This window comes from Halobaculum limi (genome assembly GCF_029490015.1).
Taxonomy (GTDB): Archaea; Halobacteriota; Halobacteria; order Halobacteriales; family Haloferacaceae; genus Halobaculum; species Halobaculum limi.
In genome coordinates this window covers 113,844-126,952 of record NZ_CP120468.1, presented here as the reverse complement: position 1 = coordinate 126,952, position 13,109 = coordinate 113,844, and the positions used below count along the sequence as shown (strand labels likewise).

General features: G+C 68.7%; 18 protein-coding genes. 6 read left to right on the top strand and 12 right to left on the bottom strand.

The annotated features are described in order from the left end of the window. Window positions 1–76 precede the first annotated feature (76 nt). Both P0D77_RS00615 and P0D77_RS00610 read left to right on the top strand, forming a co-directional pair. Entirely contained in the window at window positions 77–874 is a 798-nt protein-coding gene (locus P0D77_RS00615; RefSeq protein ID WP_277554181.1) for a 4-phosphopantoate--beta-alanine ligase, read from the top strand. A gap of 33 nt (window positions 875–907) precedes the next feature. Next, window positions 908–1,414 carry an NUDIX domain-containing protein gene (locus P0D77_RS00610; RefSeq protein WP_277554180.1) on the top strand — a complete coding sequence of 169 codons (507 nt, stop codon included), beginning with the start codon at window positions 908–910 and terminating at the stop codon, window positions 1,412–1,414. Here the strand turns inward: P0D77_RS00610 and P0D77_RS00605 are convergent. Genes P0D77_RS00605 through P0D77_RS00590 form a run of 4 tightly spaced genes read right to left on the bottom strand, consistent with a single transcriptional unit; the run spans window position 1,411 to window position 3,488 of the window. Then, window positions 1,411–2,538 (bottom strand): molybdopterin-dependent oxidoreductase, encoded by a 1,128-nt coding sequence (locus P0D77_RS00605; protein ID WP_277554179.1) that lies wholly within the window; start codon window positions 2,536–2,538, stop codon window positions 1,411–1,413. The genes P0D77_RS00610 and P0D77_RS00605 overlap by 4 nt on opposite strands. 46 nt (window positions 2,539–2,584) lie before the next feature. Continuing rightward, complete coding sequence (locus P0D77_RS00600) at window positions 2,585–2,860, bottom strand: DUF7521 family protein (RefSeq protein ID WP_277554178.1); 276 nt, start codon at window positions 2,858–2,860, stop codon at window positions 2,585–2,587. Continuing rightward, entirely contained in the window at window positions 2,857–3,135 is a 279-nt protein-coding gene (locus P0D77_RS00595; protein WP_277554177.1) for a DUF7521 family protein, read from the bottom strand. Before P0D77_RS00595 ends, P0D77_RS00600 begins: the two co-directional genes overlap by 4 nt. After that, window positions 3,135–3,488 carry a helix-turn-helix domain-containing protein gene (locus P0D77_RS00590; protein WP_277554176.1) on the bottom strand — a complete coding sequence of 118 codons (354 nt, stop codon included), beginning with the start codon at window positions 3,486–3,488 and terminating at the stop codon, window positions 3,135–3,137. Before P0D77_RS00590 ends, P0D77_RS00595 begins: the two co-directional genes overlap by 1 nt. A 113-nt stretch (window positions 3,489–3,601) precedes the next feature. Here P0D77_RS00590 and P0D77_RS00585 point away from each other — a divergent pair, with 113 nt between their 5' ends. Both P0D77_RS00585 and P0D77_RS00580 read left to right on the top strand, forming a co-directional pair. Next, window positions 3,602–4,312 (top strand): cupredoxin domain-containing protein, encoded by a 711-nt coding sequence (locus P0D77_RS00585; RefSeq protein ID WP_277554175.1) that lies wholly within the window; start codon window positions 3,602–3,604, stop codon window positions 4,310–4,312. A 60-nt stretch (window positions 4,313–4,372) separates the two neighbouring features. Beyond that, window positions 4,373–5,107 (top strand): 3-oxoacyl-ACP reductase family protein, encoded by a 735-nt coding sequence (locus P0D77_RS00580; protein ID WP_277554174.1) that lies wholly within the window; start codon window positions 4,373–4,375, stop codon window positions 5,105–5,107. A 38-nt stretch (window positions 5,108–5,145) separates the two neighbouring features. Here the strand turns inward: P0D77_RS00580 and P0D77_RS00575 are convergent, their stop codons facing one another. Continuing rightward, the gene (locus tag P0D77_RS00575; RefSeq protein ID WP_277554172.1) at window positions 5,146–5,475 is read right to left on the bottom strand and encodes an SHOCT domain-containing protein; all 330 of its coding nucleotides are present in this window, start codon (window positions 5,473–5,475) and stop codon (window positions 5,146–5,148) included. Between the two features lie 90 nt (window positions 5,476–5,565). Next, window positions 5,566–6,717, bottom strand: coding sequence for a pyridoxal phosphate-dependent aminotransferase (locus P0D77_RS00570; protein WP_277554171.1), 1,152 nt, complete (start codon window positions 6,715–6,717; stop codon window positions 5,566–5,568). A gap of 282 nt (window positions 6,718–6,999) precedes the next feature. On the opposite strand from P0D77_RS00570, the gene P0D77_RS00565 reads away from it, so the two are divergent. After that, on the top strand, window positions 7,000–8,115 hold the full coding sequence (locus P0D77_RS00565) for an endonuclease/exonuclease/phosphatase family protein (RefSeq protein ID WP_277554170.1): 1,116 nt from the start codon (window positions 7,000–7,002) through the stop codon (window positions 8,113–8,115). 37 nt (window positions 8,116–8,152) lie between these two features. Here P0D77_RS00565 and P0D77_RS00560 read toward each other — a convergent pair whose 3' ends face one another. After that, window positions 8,153–9,178, bottom strand: coding sequence for a glutathione S-transferase family protein (locus P0D77_RS00560; RefSeq protein ID WP_277554169.1), 1,026 nt, complete (start codon window positions 9,176–9,178; stop codon window positions 8,153–8,155). A 133-nt stretch (window positions 9,179–9,311) separates the two neighbouring features. Here P0D77_RS00560 and P0D77_RS00555 point away from each other — a divergent pair, with 133 nt between their 5' ends. Then, the gene (locus tag P0D77_RS00555) at window positions 9,312–9,470 is read left to right on the top strand and encodes a DUF7563 family protein (RefSeq protein ID WP_277554168.1); all 159 of its coding nucleotides are present in this window, start codon (window positions 9,312–9,314) and stop codon (window positions 9,468–9,470) included. 15 nt (window positions 9,471–9,485) lie between these two features. Here the strand turns inward: P0D77_RS00555 and P0D77_RS00550 are convergent, their stop codons facing one another. The 5 genes from P0D77_RS00550 to P0D77_RS00530 all read right to left on the bottom strand — a co-directional run bounded on the left by P0D77_RS00550 (window position 9,486) and on the right by P0D77_RS00530 (window position 12,971). After that, window positions 9,486–10,187, bottom strand: a complete 702-nt coding sequence (locus tag P0D77_RS00550) for a class I SAM-dependent methyltransferase (RefSeq protein WP_277554167.1) — start codon at window positions 10,185–10,187, stop codon at window positions 9,486–9,488. 2 nt (window positions 10,188–10,189) lie between these two features. After that, a complete protein-coding gene (locus tag P0D77_RS00545; RefSeq protein ID WP_277554166.1) occupies window positions 10,190–11,119 on the bottom strand; it encodes a thiamine-phosphate synthase family protein in 930 nt (309 codons plus the stop codon). After that, the gene (gene dcd, locus P0D77_RS00540) at window positions 11,116–11,712 is read right to left on the bottom strand and encodes a dCTP deaminase (protein ID WP_277554164.1); all 597 of its coding nucleotides are present in this window, start codon (window positions 11,710–11,712) and stop codon (window positions 11,116–11,118) included. The genes P0D77_RS00545 and dcd overlap by 4 nt, the downstream gene beginning before the upstream one ends. A gap of 83 nt (window positions 11,713–11,795) precedes the next feature. After that, the gene (locus P0D77_RS00535) at window positions 11,796–12,512 is read right to left on the bottom strand and encodes a Yip1 family protein (protein ID WP_277554163.1); all 717 of its coding nucleotides are present in this window, start codon (window positions 12,510–12,512) and stop codon (window positions 11,796–11,798) included. A gap of 66 nt (window positions 12,513–12,578) precedes the next feature. Next, window positions 12,579–12,971 carry a hypothetical protein gene (locus P0D77_RS00530; RefSeq protein ID WP_277554162.1) on the bottom strand — a complete coding sequence of 131 codons (393 nt, stop codon included), beginning with the start codon at window positions 12,969–12,971 and terminating at the stop codon, window positions 12,579–12,581. Window positions 12,972–13,109: the final 138 nt, after the last annotated feature.

Below are 13,109 nucleotides of genomic sequence, written 5' to 3'. Positions count from 1 at the left end.
TCCCCCGAGCCTCGTGCCGACTCAGCCACTATCGCGAGTGAATGCGTTTTTCGCACCGCGGTGTCGATACCGTCGTATGACCGATGACGCCGACGCGGGCGACCCGGAGGTGCCCGCGGACCCCGAACACGAGTCGGAGATTCCCGAGGACCACCCACGGTATCAGTCGCTGCTCACTCGTCACCGAATCGAGCACGGTGTCGACCTCGGGATCACCTCGAAACAGGGCCTCATCGCCGAGGGACGCGGCGAGGCGTTCGACTACCTGCTCGGCGAGGAGACGCTCCCCAGCGCCGACGAGGCCGCCCGCGTCGCCGCTGCACACCTCCTGCTCGCCGACCACCCGGTGCTCTCGGTGAACGGCAACGTCGCGGCGCTCGTCCCTGGCGAAATCGTCGCCCTTGCGGCGGCGACCGGCGCGGACGTCGAGGTGAACTTGTTCAACCGCACGCCTGAGCGGATGGAGGCTATCGCCGAGCACCTCCGCGACCACGGTGCGAGCGAGGTGAAGGGATTGACCGCGGACGGCCGGATTCCGGGCTTGAGTCACGAACGCGCGAAGGTAGACGCCGACGGCATCGGCGACGCCGACGTGGTCGTCGTGCCGTTGGAGGACGGCGACCGCGCGGAGGCGCTGGGTGCGATGGGGAAAACGGAGATCGTCATCGACCTCAATCCGATGAGTCGGTCGGCGCAGGTCGCCGCCGTCCCCATCGTCGACAACATCATCCGCGCGGTGCCGAACATTACCCGCCACGCCGAAGACTTGGCCGACGCGAGCGACGAGGAACTACGAGCGATCGTCGAGGCGTTCGACCCCGAGGCTGCGCTGGAAGAGGCAGAGCGAGCGATCCGACAGGGCGAGTTGGACTGAGACCACCCAGCACACTGACCTTACACTCCGACAATGACCGACATCCGCGGCGTCGTCCTCGGCGCACTCCGTCGTCCAGACACCGGCGAGTACCTCGTGCAGCGACTGTCCGGCACCGACGATACCCACTTCCATCGCTTCATCGGCGGCGGTATCGAGCCGGGAGAGCCGAGTGACGCGGCGCTGGAGCGCGAGTTTCGCGAGGAGTTGGGCGTCGCCGTCGACGCCGGGCCCGCGTTCTGCACTGTCGAGAACCTGTTCGAGTTCGGCGGCGAGTCGCACCACGAGTTCGCCGTCGTCCGGGCGGCGACGTTCGTGGACGACGTGCTGTACGACCGGGAGACGTTCGCAGGCGTCGACGGCGCGGACGGCGAGCGCATCGAGTACGAGGCGTACTGGCGTTCGCTCGCGGACCTGCGCGCGGCCGACGCGCCGTTCTTCCCCGCGGGCGTCGCCGACGCGGTCGCCGCCGACGGCCACGTTCACGTCGTCAGTCCGCAGGAAGCCGACGTCGACGCGGTCGGTGGCGACGACGACTAATCGAAGCCGGAGACCAGCGTCACGAGCCACTGCATCGGGTCGCCTCGCTCGCGCACCTCCACCGACTCGACCCATTTCACCCACTGGAACCCTCGACGCCCCGCCGCGACGAGTCGAGCGGGTGCGCCGTGCCCGTGGCTGAGTCGGTCGCCGCGGACGTGCGTCGCGAGGAGGGCATCGCGGGCCTCCTCGACCGGGAGTGACCAGCGGTAGCCCGTGACCGAGGTGAAGCGAACGTAGCGGGCACGCTCGTCGACGCCCGCGGAATCGAGCAGGTCGCCGACGCGGACGCCGCCCCATCGCTGGTGGGTGTACCACCCGGAGGTGCAGTCGAGCGTCGCGTCCAGTTCACGGTCGGGGCCGTCCCCGGCGAGGCCGGCGTACGACAGGTCGAGTTCCTCGTCGACGAGGCCACGCACCGACAGCGTCCACGCTGCGCGGTCGACGGGGTCGGGGTCGTCGGCGACCCACGACGTGACGGGGAAGCCGCCACCCTCCGTCTCGGTGTCGTAGAGGTCGCCCGTCGGTTTCGACCCGGTGAACCGTCTGCTCGCGCCACCGAGGACGGTGTCGGCGCTCTCGGTCACTCGCCACGCGACCGTGCCCGCGACGAGGAGAGCGCCGACCTTCAGCGCCGCCCGGCGGTCGGGGTCGAGGGCTCGTGGGGAGTGGTACCGTCCGCGGAGGTGCCACAGGACCAGCGGGACCAGCAGGAGGCCCAGGCCGACGTGGAGGTTCAGCGTCGTCCACGCGAAGATAGGGACGTTGCCGCCGAGCACCCAGAACACACCCGTCCCGAGCGCCGCGAGCGTGACGATCGCCTGGAGGACCGAGATAGGGGTGAATCGGTCCCACGCGGCGGCGCTGGTCACTCGACGGCGAACGCGGTACAGTTTGAACGCGACGAGCGCCGCGAGCGTCAGGCCGACCGTCGAGTGGAACCAGAACACCCACGCGCCGCTCGGCGTCCCCTGCGTGAACGAGTACAGTCCCGAGGCGACTTCGACGGCGACCGCGACGGCGATGGCCCAGTCGACGACGCGTGGCGGTGGCTCGACGCGGCGAAGCGTGCGTGCGACGACGCCGCGAACGCGACTCGTGTGGCCGCGTTCGGACCCGTTCATCTCGTTCGTACAGAAGGGGGTGGAGGCGTATAGTTCCGCCGCGGAATCACGCGCGCAGCGACCGGAGGAGAATCAAGAATCCGACGCCGATAGCGACGGACTCGACGAGGTGGACTGCGGTCAGGTCGAGGGTTGTGAACTGGAACAACACTCCCTCGACGAGCACACCGGCGGTGATGACGCCGAAGGCGACGGCGGCGTCACGGAGGTACGGTTCGCCGACTCGGTGGTACGCACGGGCGGCAGTCACGGTTACGCCGACACCCAACACGAGGACGGCCGCGCGGACGACGCCCAGCGCGAGGTGCGTACCGTCGGTCACGACACCGACACCTCGCCGAACAGCGAGTAGAGGATGACGAGCATCCCAACCGCGACGAGCGACGTCTGGACCGCACCCGCGGCAAACAGACTCCACCCGAGTACGTCGAACAGGACGCCCTCCAGTACCGAGCCGATAGTGACGAACAGGAACCCAGCTCCGAGATACAGCATCGGCTCGCTCCCGTGGCGACGGTAGCCCCGCAGCGCCTGGATCGAGATGGCGGTTCCCAACAGTACCGTGGCGACCTTCGCGATGACGAGTTCGATGTGCATTAGCTCTCCCTGATGTCCTCCCAGACGCGCGTGAACCGATCCACGGCGTCCTCGTTCGGTTGCTCGATGTCGACGTCGAGCGAGCCGTCGCGTACCTCCACCGCCAGGCGTTCGACGGCCGGTTCAAACACCGACTCGTGGTGGCCGTCGGGGTCGATGCGCACCCGCTCGACGAGGAGGTCTCGCTCCACCAGCGCCTCGGCCCGTCGGTACACCGTCGAGACGGACATATCACAGTGCTCCCCGAGTTCTGCGGCCGACATCGCGTCGGTGCTCACGGCCGCGAGAATGGACCTGGCGTACTCGTCTCCAAGTAGGTCGAGTACGCCGTCGGCGGTCCGGTCCTCGCTCACACCGGCAGTTCGTTTCTCCTATATAAAATATGGGGGGTGAGTCGCTGGCCCAGCGAACGTGCTGGCGGGTGTATGTGTACGGTGTGCCTATCACCACCTGTGAGGTGACCCAGATGTCGAAGACCACACTCCGTCGACGGACGTTCGTCGCAGCGACTATCGCCGCGGTGACCGGGACTGCTGGCTGTGTGGCCGGAAGCCGCGAGGGGGCCGGTGGCACGGACACGGCGGCCGCCGCGTCCACCACGACGTCGACCGAGTCGCACGACGACGGCGGTCACGGCGGCGACGAAGAGGGGCACCACGAGGAGAACACTCACCACGCCGAGGAGACCGAAACGAGCCACGACGACGGGCACAGTTCGGACCACGGGCACGGCGTCCCCGAGGAACCGTCGGCGTCGGCGACGGTGAACCTCGTCACGACCGACGAGGGGTACCACTTCGACCCGCACGTCGTCTGGGTCGAGGAGGGGGGCACTGTCACCTTCCACAACGAGTCGGGCAGCCACACCGCGACGGCGTACGCACAGGCCAACGACAAGCCCCAGCGCATCCCCGAAGACGCCGCTGCGTTCGACACGGGGATGCTGACCGAGTCGGGGGCAGAACACGAGGTGACGCTCGACACGCCCGGCGTGTACGACTACTACTGTGCTCCCCACGAGGCGATGGGGATGGTCGCGACTATCGTCGTCGGGAAGCCCGACCCGCACGACGCGACCGGACTCGCCGAGGCTCAGTCGTCGCTTCCGTCGGGCGCCCGTGAGAAGATTCACGGCCTCAACGAGACGGTCAACGGGATGCTCGGTCACACGCACTGACGGGACCACACGCTGTCGCCGACGGCAACGCCCAAGTTCCGGTCGGCCCTCGCGGCGGGTATGCCAGTCGCACTCGTCACCGGATCCTCACGCGGTATCGGCGCGGCAATCGCCGAGCGCTTCGCCGCCGACGGCTACGACGTCGCGGTCAACTACCACACCTCCGAGGCGGCCGCCGAGGAGACGGCCGACCGGGTCCGCGACCACGGCCAAGCGGCCGTCGTCGTCGGTGCTGACGTCTCGGACGCCGACGATGCGAGCCGCCTCGTCGAGACGACCGTCGACGAACTCGGCGGTCTCGACCACGTCGTCAACAACGCCGGCATCGACCAACACGTCTACACCGAGGACCTGTCGCCGGAGGACTTCGACCGCGTGATGGACGTGAACGTCAACAGCGCCTTCTGCGTCACGAAGGCGGCGCTCCCGCACCTCCGCGAGAGCGACGCCGACCCGACGCCGTCGGTGACGAACGTCTCCTCTATCCTCGCGTACACCGGCGCACCCATCGAGGTCCACTACGCCGGGTCGAAGGGGGCGCTGCTCTCGCTCACCAAGAGCCACGCCCGCGACTTCGCGCCCGCGGTGCGCGTGAACGCCGTCGCGCCGGGTCACGTCGAGACGGACATGACGAGCGACCGCACCGAGGCGGAGAAACAAGAGGAACTGGCGGGGATCCCGATGGACTACTTCGGAGCGCCAGCCGATATCGCCGACGCCGTCGCGTACCTCCGAGACGCGCGGTTCGTCACCGGCGAGACGCTGAACGTTAACGGCGGCGAGTTGATGCGATAAGCGAAGCAGAAGGGGGTTGGTTCGATGGTGGGTGAGGGTCAGCCGTCGGTCAGGCGACGGCGACGCTCGCGGTACTCCTCGTCGTCGACCTCGCCTCGGGCGTACCGGCGGTCGAGGACGGAGACTGCGTCGTCCGGCCGGTCGCCGTCGGCGTCTTGCGCGAGCGTGACCGCCGCGTAGACGACGGCCGCGAGAAGGCCGAGGACGAGGAGCATCACGAAGAGGCCTGCCCACGGTCCGAGCCACGGGAACAGGCCGCCGCCCATCCATCCGCTTCCCATCCAGCCCCCGCCCGCGGGGCCGTGTGGACCGGGCCCCATCGGGGCGTGTGGGCCGACCTGTGCCACGAGTCCGGTGAGTGTGATCATCGTCTTCACCTCTAGTTGTGAATAATGACTACAAGACTATCGGACTTGTGCTGGTTCCCAGTTCCGGAGAACGACAGACGTGAGCGGCCCCTACAGCGCCGCTTCGATCCGGTCGAGTCCTTCCTCCAACCGCTCCAGCGAGTTGGCAAACGAGAGGCGCAACTGGCCCGCGCCGGCCTCACCGAAGCCGTCCCCAGGCGCGAGGACGACGCCCGCCTCGCGGCACAGGCGCTTCGCGAGGGGGAGGCTCGCCTCGTCGGTGTCGGGGTTCAAGAACGCGTAGAAGGCCCCCTCCGGGCGCGGGGCCGAGACGCCGTCCATCTCGGCGAGGCGGTCGGCGACGTAGTCACGCCGCTCACGGAAGGCGTCGTACATCTCTTCGACGGGCTCTTGTGGGCCGGTCAGCGCCGCGATTGCGGCGTGTTGGGCGACGCTTCCCGTGCAGGCGGTCGTCGACTCGCGCACCTTCGTCGCCTCGTCGACGATGGTTCGCTCGCCTGCGAGCCATCCCACGCGCCACCCGGTCATCGCGTACGTCTTCGAGCAGGATCCGACCGTGAGGACGTGGTCGGGGTGGCCCGTGAGCGACGCGACGCCCTCGGGGTCGCGGTCGTAGGTGAGTTTCGCGTACACCTCGTCGGCGAGGACGTACGCGCCGTGGTCGGCGGCGGCGTCGACGACCGTCCGAATCTCCTCGGGGTCGGCGACGCGCCCGGTCGGATTCGACGGGGTACAGAGGACGACGACCGAGGTATCCTCGCTCATCTCCGCGACGACGCGGTCGGCATCGAGGTCGTAGTCGGGGCCCGGCATCGGTACCTCGACGGGCGTCGCGTCCGCGAGACGGGCCTGCGTCCAGTAGTTCGGCCACGCGGGCGAGGGGATGAGCACCTCCGATCCCTGCTCTGCGGTCGCCAGTATCGCGAGGTGGAGTGCCTCCATCCCGCCAGTCGTCGTCAGTATCTCGTCGGGGTCGTGCCGGATGCCGTACTCGCGGTCGAGCGTCTCCGAGATGGCCATCCGCAGTTCGGGGAGGCCGGCGTTCGAGGTGTAGTGCGTGTGGCCGCCGCGGGCGGCGTCGACGGCCGCCTCGACGACGTGGTCGGGCGTGTCGAAGTCGGGTTCGCCCACTTCGAGGCGGACGAGGTCGCGCCCCTCGCGTTCCAACTCCTCCGCGAGGTCGAACATCACGCGGATGCGAGAGCGGTCGCACGCACGGACGCGGACGGTGGGTTCGAGCATACGTGGCGGTCGGCGCGGGCCGTGTTGAAGGTACGCGTCCCCGACGATAGCGTGGACCCGGCGGCCAAGTTAGCGCGTGTCGACGCCGACCTTCCGACGAACCGGCGTCGACTCGACCGACCTTACCGACAGACTGCGACGGGTCGGATCGGTGGTGTCGCCCGGCGGGAGGCAGTTCCAGCCTCGACCGACTCCCAATGGCGGTCTGATCGATACCCGTCGCGTACCGTGAATCACTCCCGGCTAACGAAACGCCGCGGAGACGTGTGGCCAGACAGACAGATGTCGCCGAACGGAACCGAGTCGGGTGGGAGTCGCCGCGCGTTCCTCCGAGGACTCGCGGGCGTCGGTATCGGCGTGGCGGGAACGAGCGGTGCGACGGCGGTCACAGCACGGAACAGCCCCAGACCGACCGTGCTGACACAGAATCTCTACTTCGGATTCGACCTCTCGCCGTTGCTGGTCGCCGATTCGCTGCGCGGCTTTCGCCGCATCGTCGGGGGCTTCGTCGACGACCTCGATCCCGCGGTGTACCGCGCCCGCGCCGAAGGAATTGCGGCGTCGGTCGCGGCCGCAGACGCTGACGTGGTGGCCCTTCAGGAGGCGACGCTGTTCCGCGTTCAGCGACCGAGCGACTACGCCACCCGTGGGGGTGGGGCCGCGACCGAGGTTGCGGTCGACCTGCTCGCGGAGGTGGAGACGGCCCTCGACCGCCGCGGTCTCGACTTCGACCGTGCGGCGGTGACGACGACCAGCGACGCGGAACTCCCCGGAACGACCGCCGACGGCACCGCAGATCTCCGGATCACCGATCGGAACGCACTGCTCGTTCGAAGCGGTATCGACGTCGAGCGGCGAGTACGGAGGCGATTCGACACGAGTGTGGGGTTCCAGATTCCCGAGACGGACCAGACGGTGGCGCTTCGCCGCGGCTACGCGCGGGCCGACCTGTCGATGGACGGTCTAGCGTTCACCGCCGTCTCGACGCACTTGGAGTCGGTGTCGTCGTTTATGCGGTACCTGCAGGCGTCGGAGTTGCTCGACGCCCTCCCGCGGGGGCGGCGGGTCATCCTCGCGGGCGACCTCAACAGCGGTCCGAACACCGACTCGGCGGCGTACGACCTGCTTACGGAGTCGTTCACCGATCCGTTCGTGCGACTGCGCTACCGGGGCGGGCGCACCTGCTGTCAGTCGGCGACGCTCAGAAACGACCGCTCGAATCTCGACCGTCGCATCGACGCCGTCCTCCGCCGGGGACGACTCCGCGCGACCGCCGTCGACCGGGTGAACCACCGCCGCGCCGACCGCGTGACCGTCCAGCGTGACGGCGAGGACGACTCCATCTCGCTGTGGCCGTCGGATCACGCCGGCGTCGTCGCGACGTTCCGGGACCGATAGTCGCTCGTTCGGCGCTCGCGCGCCGTTTGTTCGCCGCTCAGTCAGCCGTCGCGTCGGGGGTGAGTTCTGCGGGCGGGCCGCCGGGTAGTTCGTCGCGGTCGTGTGCCTCGGTGAAGTCGATGTCCGGCCCGGTCGGCACGAGGCGCTTGGGGTTGAGGCTCTCGTGGGACTTGTAGTAGTGACGCGTGATGTGGTCCATATTCACCGTCTGCTCGACACCTGGCGTCTGGTAGAGGTCCTTCGTGTAGTTCCAGAGATTCTCGTACTCGTGGATGCCCTTCCGGTTGCACCGGAAGTGGGTGTGGTAGACGTGGTCGAAGCGGACGAGCGTGGCGAACATCGCCACGTCGGCCTCGGTGAGTCGGTCGCCCGCGAGGTACCGTCGGTCAGCGAGCAACTCGTCGTACTCGTCGAGGGCGTCGAACAGTTCGTTCACGGCCTCGTCGTACGCCTCCTGCGTGCTCGCGAAGCCCGAGCGATAGACGCCGTTGTTGATGCGGGGGTAGATGTCGTCGATGCGGTCGTCCACCTCTTGGCGACTCCCCTCGGGCCACAGGTCGACGCCGTTGCCCTCGAAGGCGGTGTCGAGCATCCGCATTATCTCCTCGCTCTCGTTGTTGACGATGGTCTCTTGCTTCTTGTCCCAGAGGACGGGGACGGTCACGCGCCCGGTGTACTCGTCGTCGGCCCGGGTGTATATCTCGCGGAGGTACTCGGCGTCGTACAGCGGATCGGACTCCGCCTCGGAGAACTCCCACCCTTCGTCGTAGCGTTCGGGTTGGGTCAGCGACAGCGAGATGTCGTCTTCGAGTCCCTTCAGCGTCCGCGTCATCGCGACGCGGTGGGCCCACGGACACGCGCGGCAGATGTAGACGTGATAGCGCCCAGGCTCCGCGGGGAACTCGGGGTTGTCGACTGGGTCTGCGCCGGGTTCGGGGATCGACCCGTCGATCCAGTCGCGGAAACTCGTCTCGGTTCGCTCGAACTCGCCGGAGTCGCCGGTGTCACGGCGGACGCCCGTGCGCCACTCGCCGTCGACGAGCATATTGGTCGCGTCGCTCATTGTGGACACAGAGACGGCCGCGAGACGGTAAAGCCGTGTGGCGGCGGATCCTGGGCACTCGACCGCGTCGCCGTGGGGAATTTTTCTCAGATTTAGGGAAGAAATTATATGGGGGTGTGTCGAACCGCGAGGTATGGGACGGGAATGTCAGAACTGCGAGTCGATGGTGACCGAGCGGTACGCGCGTGTGTTCGCGCCGGACTCGACGGCGGGGCCGCGGGTGTGCCCGAACTGCGACGACCTCGTCCGCGACGGCGCGGAGGTTCGGAAGGCCCGAGCGAATCGCGGATAGCCGCCCCCGACTGTCTTACTCGACGGTCCCGGCGCTGACGCGACCAAACCCGCCGAGGACCGTCTCGTACTCGATATCGGTACACACCGCCCGGAGCGCTCGGTGGGCCGCCACGACGCGTTCGTCCTGTACGGCCGCCGGCGACCGCTCCAGCGACCGCGCCGTTCCGGGCGGCGACCCCGCACGCACGAACAGCCTGTACGCGGGGTTCAGTCGCCGCCATCCCGGACGAGTCGACTGCGCTAGGTCGAGGAGGGCGATGCGCCCGCCCGGCCCGACGAGACCGGCCCAGTCGCGCACGGCTTCTGCCGGGTCCGCGAGCATCCCCGCGACGAACGCACCACAGCAGGCGTCGACCGCTTCGGGCTTGAGCGGGGGACGGGTGGCGTCGCCGCGGATCAGGTGGGGAACGTCACCCCTGTCGCGCCCTCGCTCGCGGGCGACCCGAAGCACGCCTGGCGCGAAGTCGACGCCGACGTACGTCCCCTCGGGGCCGACCTTCGCGTCGAGATACGGCCGGTTCGCCGCAGTCCCACAGCCGAACTCCACGACGGTCGCGCCGCTGGGTGGGTCGAGCGCGTCTGCGAGCGTCCGGCGCAGGCGTCCCACACCGGGGCCGTGTCTCGCGAGTGTGTCGTACACTCGCGCGAGTCGGGTGTAGAACTCCGGTGCGGACATCGACGCCGCAAGCGTCGCGGTCGGGACGGGCGACGACACGGCTACAACAGGCCTCTGACGACCCGTGCGACCGTCGGCGCGTCGGGACCGATGACGTACAATACCGGTTCGACGCCGACGCCGCCGGTCTGGTAGACGGCGACCACGTCCCCGAGCGACGCGGCGTCGCGGTCGGCCAGCGCCGCCCGCACGGGGTCGTCCGTTCCGTCGCTCGTCTCGCCGTATTCGACCGGAGTGAACTCAACGGTGGTGACGCCGTCGGCGGCGAGGGCGTCAACGAGCGCCGGGTTGTACCGGACGTTGACTGCTCCGCGCACGTCGAGGCCGGCGTCGCGCGCCGACAAGAGGACGCCGGCGACGTGTTCGCTGACGCCGAACTCCGGGTCGCTCGGCACCGTCGCCGTCCCTTTCACATCGAAGATGCGGCCCGGCACGGCGGCCACGTCTTCGATGTCGACAGCATCGGGGACGCACTCCGCGAGGTTCGACCCGACGTTGGGGATGAGGCCCGCAAAGCCCGACGCGGCGGTGAGCGTCCGCAGGCCACGCCGGAGCGACGACAGCGTTCGCTCGCGGTCGCGAAGTCCGCTATCGGGGTCGTGGATGGCGAAGTCGTACTCCGCGCCCGCCAGCGCCGGCATCGCCGCCTCGTGGAGGTCCGCCAGCAGGTCGCCCGCCTCCAGGCGACGGATCAACACCTCCAACTCCACGAGGGCGGCGACCCGCGTGAGGTCGCCGTCTGCGAGGCCGGCGGCGACGCGTTCGACCGTCTCGCGCACGCGGTCGTCGTTGGCGACGCGGTCGTTCGTCGCCACGTCGCCGTGGGCGTACTTCGAAACCGCCGACTGGCTGATGCCGAGCGTGTCGGCCACCTCTCGCTGGGTGAGGTCGCGGTCGCGCAGTTCCTCCGCCAGCATCGCTCGCACCGTGGGGAGGAACTCGTCGACGACGACCTCCTCGATGAACTTCATCGCTCGTCCGCGTCGGGCGCGAACTCGGGGTCGTCACCGATCCTGGACGCTTGCGGACCGGTCTGTCCCTGATACTTCGATCCACGCTCGGCCCCGTACGGCCGGTCGGCGGGCGACTTCAACTCCGTGAACGTCAACTGAGAGATGCGCATCCCCGGCGAGAGCGCGACCGGCGCATTGCCGAGATTCGACAGTTCGAGCGTGATCTGTCCCTGATAGCCGGGATCACACAGGCCGGCCGTCGCGTGGACGACGATGGCGAGGCGACCCAGCGAGGATCGCCCCTCGACGTGAGCGACGATGTCGTCGGGGATGGCGACCGTCTCTTTCGTCGTGCCGAGGACGAAGTCGCCGGGGTGGAGGATGAAGTCGTCGCCCTCGGGGATGTGCGTCTCCTCGACGTACTCGCCCACCTCGCGGGCGTCGTTCGGGTGGATGCAGGGGATGTTCGTCCGGCGGAACTCCAAGAACTCCGAGCCCAGTCTGAGGTCGACGCTCGCGGGCTGTACCTGCGTGTCGATGTCGTCGAGTGGGTCGATGACGAGGTCGCCCTCCTCGAGGCGTGCGAGGATATCCGTGTCCGCGAGTATCATTGTCGGAGGGCGGGTGCGCCCCGGCGTAAAACTTCCCTCCCGTGGCGACAAGCGGCGTCTCCAGATCGGTGCGCGCCCACCGGTCACACCAGTTCGTACAGCAGTCCGAGGACGGTGAGGACGGCGACGACGAGTGCCGCCTCGCGCACCGGGTGGTCGCGTGCTTCGCTGATCCCGTAGGCGCGGATGATGCCACCCCACACTCCGACGACGAGTGCCGCGGCGAGGCTGACGGTCTGGACGCCCGCGATTGCCGCTTGTAGCGCGTCGATAGCGCCGTCGACCGACCCCGAGAGTGCGACCGTCCGAAGTTGATAGACGAGGAAGCCGCCGACGGCGGCCAGTCGAACCAGTGCAGGGGCCATCGCCCACCCGGAGATGGCGAGGGTGTCGCGAAACGGGCCATCGCCGCCGGCAAGGGCGCTCGCTGCGTGGAGGACGCCCGCCTCGAACAGCCAGAACAGCGGCACGGCGACGAGCGCCGCCGCCGGCACCCACGACAGTTCCTCGGTGACGAGTGCGCCGACTTCGCGTTCGACCGTCTTCGGTTCCGAACAGCCTGTCGGGGTGTCCTCGAACGCGGAGTTCTCACAGAAGGCGTCCCCGGGATACGCGGGGTTGTCGACGGTCGTTGTCATATCGAGCGCTGCCGCGAACTCGCCGAGGAACACCGCGATGCCGCCGGCGACGGCGACGGTCACCACGGCGACGACGGCGACAGCGTGTGCCAGCGGTGGCGACCCGTCGTGGCGACGGAAGTAGCGATGCGGGCGGAGGAGGGGCGTTCGGGGACCAGCCATCGTCGGGCGTGCGCCCGCAGTCGAAAAGTGTCTTGTCCTCGACTGTCGGTGCCGGTGGTCTCTCGATTACGCGACGACGGGGTGTGCGCCGCCGTGGTAGGCGTCGTGGAAGCCGAGGAACGCCGCGAAGAACGTCGGGAGGAGGTCGCCCCGCACGTCGACCGAGTGGCCGCGGAAGCGCTCGTCGGTGACGGCGACGGCGTCGCTCAACGCGACCGCAACGTCGTGCGGGATGCCACCGGTCGCCTCAGTGTGCCCGGCCACCGACCGGAACGCGTCACGGAAGGCGGCGGCGATGACGCCCAACGGCATCGTGTCGACGGTGACGGTCGTCCCGGCGGGAACGGCGAGTTGCCCCTCGACGGCGCGGTAGAGGACACGCGCGTCGGCCACGCCGTGGTCTGCGAACGTCTGTGGGTCCAGACGAACGCCGTCGCGAATATTGCTATGTGGAGTCATACCACACAGAGGCGTCTGATCCGCTTTACTACGCACCGCCTGTGCGACGGACGGGCACCACCGGTCAAGGTTCGAAAATCGAGAGACACAAGCGGTTCCCGAGTGCCTACCCCGTGACGAAGGGCTTTCCCGGTCGCT

Excerpts from the sequence above, each read along its gene's own strand:
- P0D77_RS00615 (WP_277554181.1), top strand. The coding sequence starts at position 77 with ATGACCGATGACGCCGACGCGGGCGACCCGGAGGTGCCCGCGGACCCC.
- P0D77_RS00610 (WP_277554180.1), top strand. The coding sequence starts at position 908 with ATGACCGACATCCGCGGCGTCGTCCTCGGCGCACTCCGTCGTCCAGAC.
- P0D77_RS00605 (WP_277554179.1), bottom strand. The coding sequence starts at position 2,538 with ATGAACGGGTCCGAACGCGGCCACACGAGTCGCGTTCGCGGCGTCGTC.
- P0D77_RS00595 (WP_277554177.1), bottom strand. The coding sequence starts at position 3,135 with ATGCACATCGAACTCGTCATCGCGAAGGTCGCCACGGTACTGTTGGGA.
- P0D77_RS00585 (WP_277554175.1), top strand. The coding sequence starts at position 3,602 with ATGTCGAAGACCACACTCCGTCGACGGACGTTCGTCGCAGCGACTATC.
- P0D77_RS00580 (WP_277554174.1), top strand. The coding sequence starts at position 4,373 with ATGCCAGTCGCACTCGTCACCGGATCCTCACGCGGTATCGGCGCGGCA.
- P0D77_RS00575 (WP_277554172.1), bottom strand. The coding sequence starts at position 5,475 with ATGATCACACTCACCGGACTCGTGGCACAGGTCGGCCCACACGCCCCG.
- P0D77_RS00570 (WP_277554171.1), bottom strand. The coding sequence starts at position 6,717 with ATGCTCGAACCCACCGTCCGCGTCCGTGCGTGCGACCGCTCTCGCATC.
- P0D77_RS00565 (WP_277554170.1), top strand. The coding sequence starts at position 7,000 with ATGTCGCCGAACGGAACCGAGTCGGGTGGGAGTCGCCGCGCGTTCCTC.
- P0D77_RS00560 (WP_277554169.1), bottom strand. The coding sequence starts at position 9,178 with ATGAGCGACGCGACCAATATGCTCGTCGACGGCGAGTGGCGCACGGGC.
- P0D77_RS00555 (WP_277554168.1), top strand. The coding sequence starts at position 9,312 with ATGGGACGGGAATGTCAGAACTGCGAGTCGATGGTGACCGAGCGGTAC.
- P0D77_RS00545 (WP_277554166.1), bottom strand. The coding sequence starts at position 11,119 with ATGAAGTTCATCGAGGAGGTCGTCGTCGACGAGTTCCTCCCCACGGTG.
- dcd (WP_277554164.1), bottom strand. The coding sequence starts at position 11,712 with ATGATACTCGCGGACACGGATATCCTCGCACGCCTCGAGGAGGGCGAC.
- P0D77_RS00535 (WP_277554163.1), bottom strand. The coding sequence starts at position 12,512 with ATGGCTGGTCCCCGAACGCCCCTCCTCCGCCCGCATCGCTACTTCCGT.
- P0D77_RS00530 (WP_277554162.1), bottom strand. The coding sequence starts at position 12,971 with ATGACTCCACATAGCAATATTCGCGACGGCGTTCGTCTGGACCCACAG.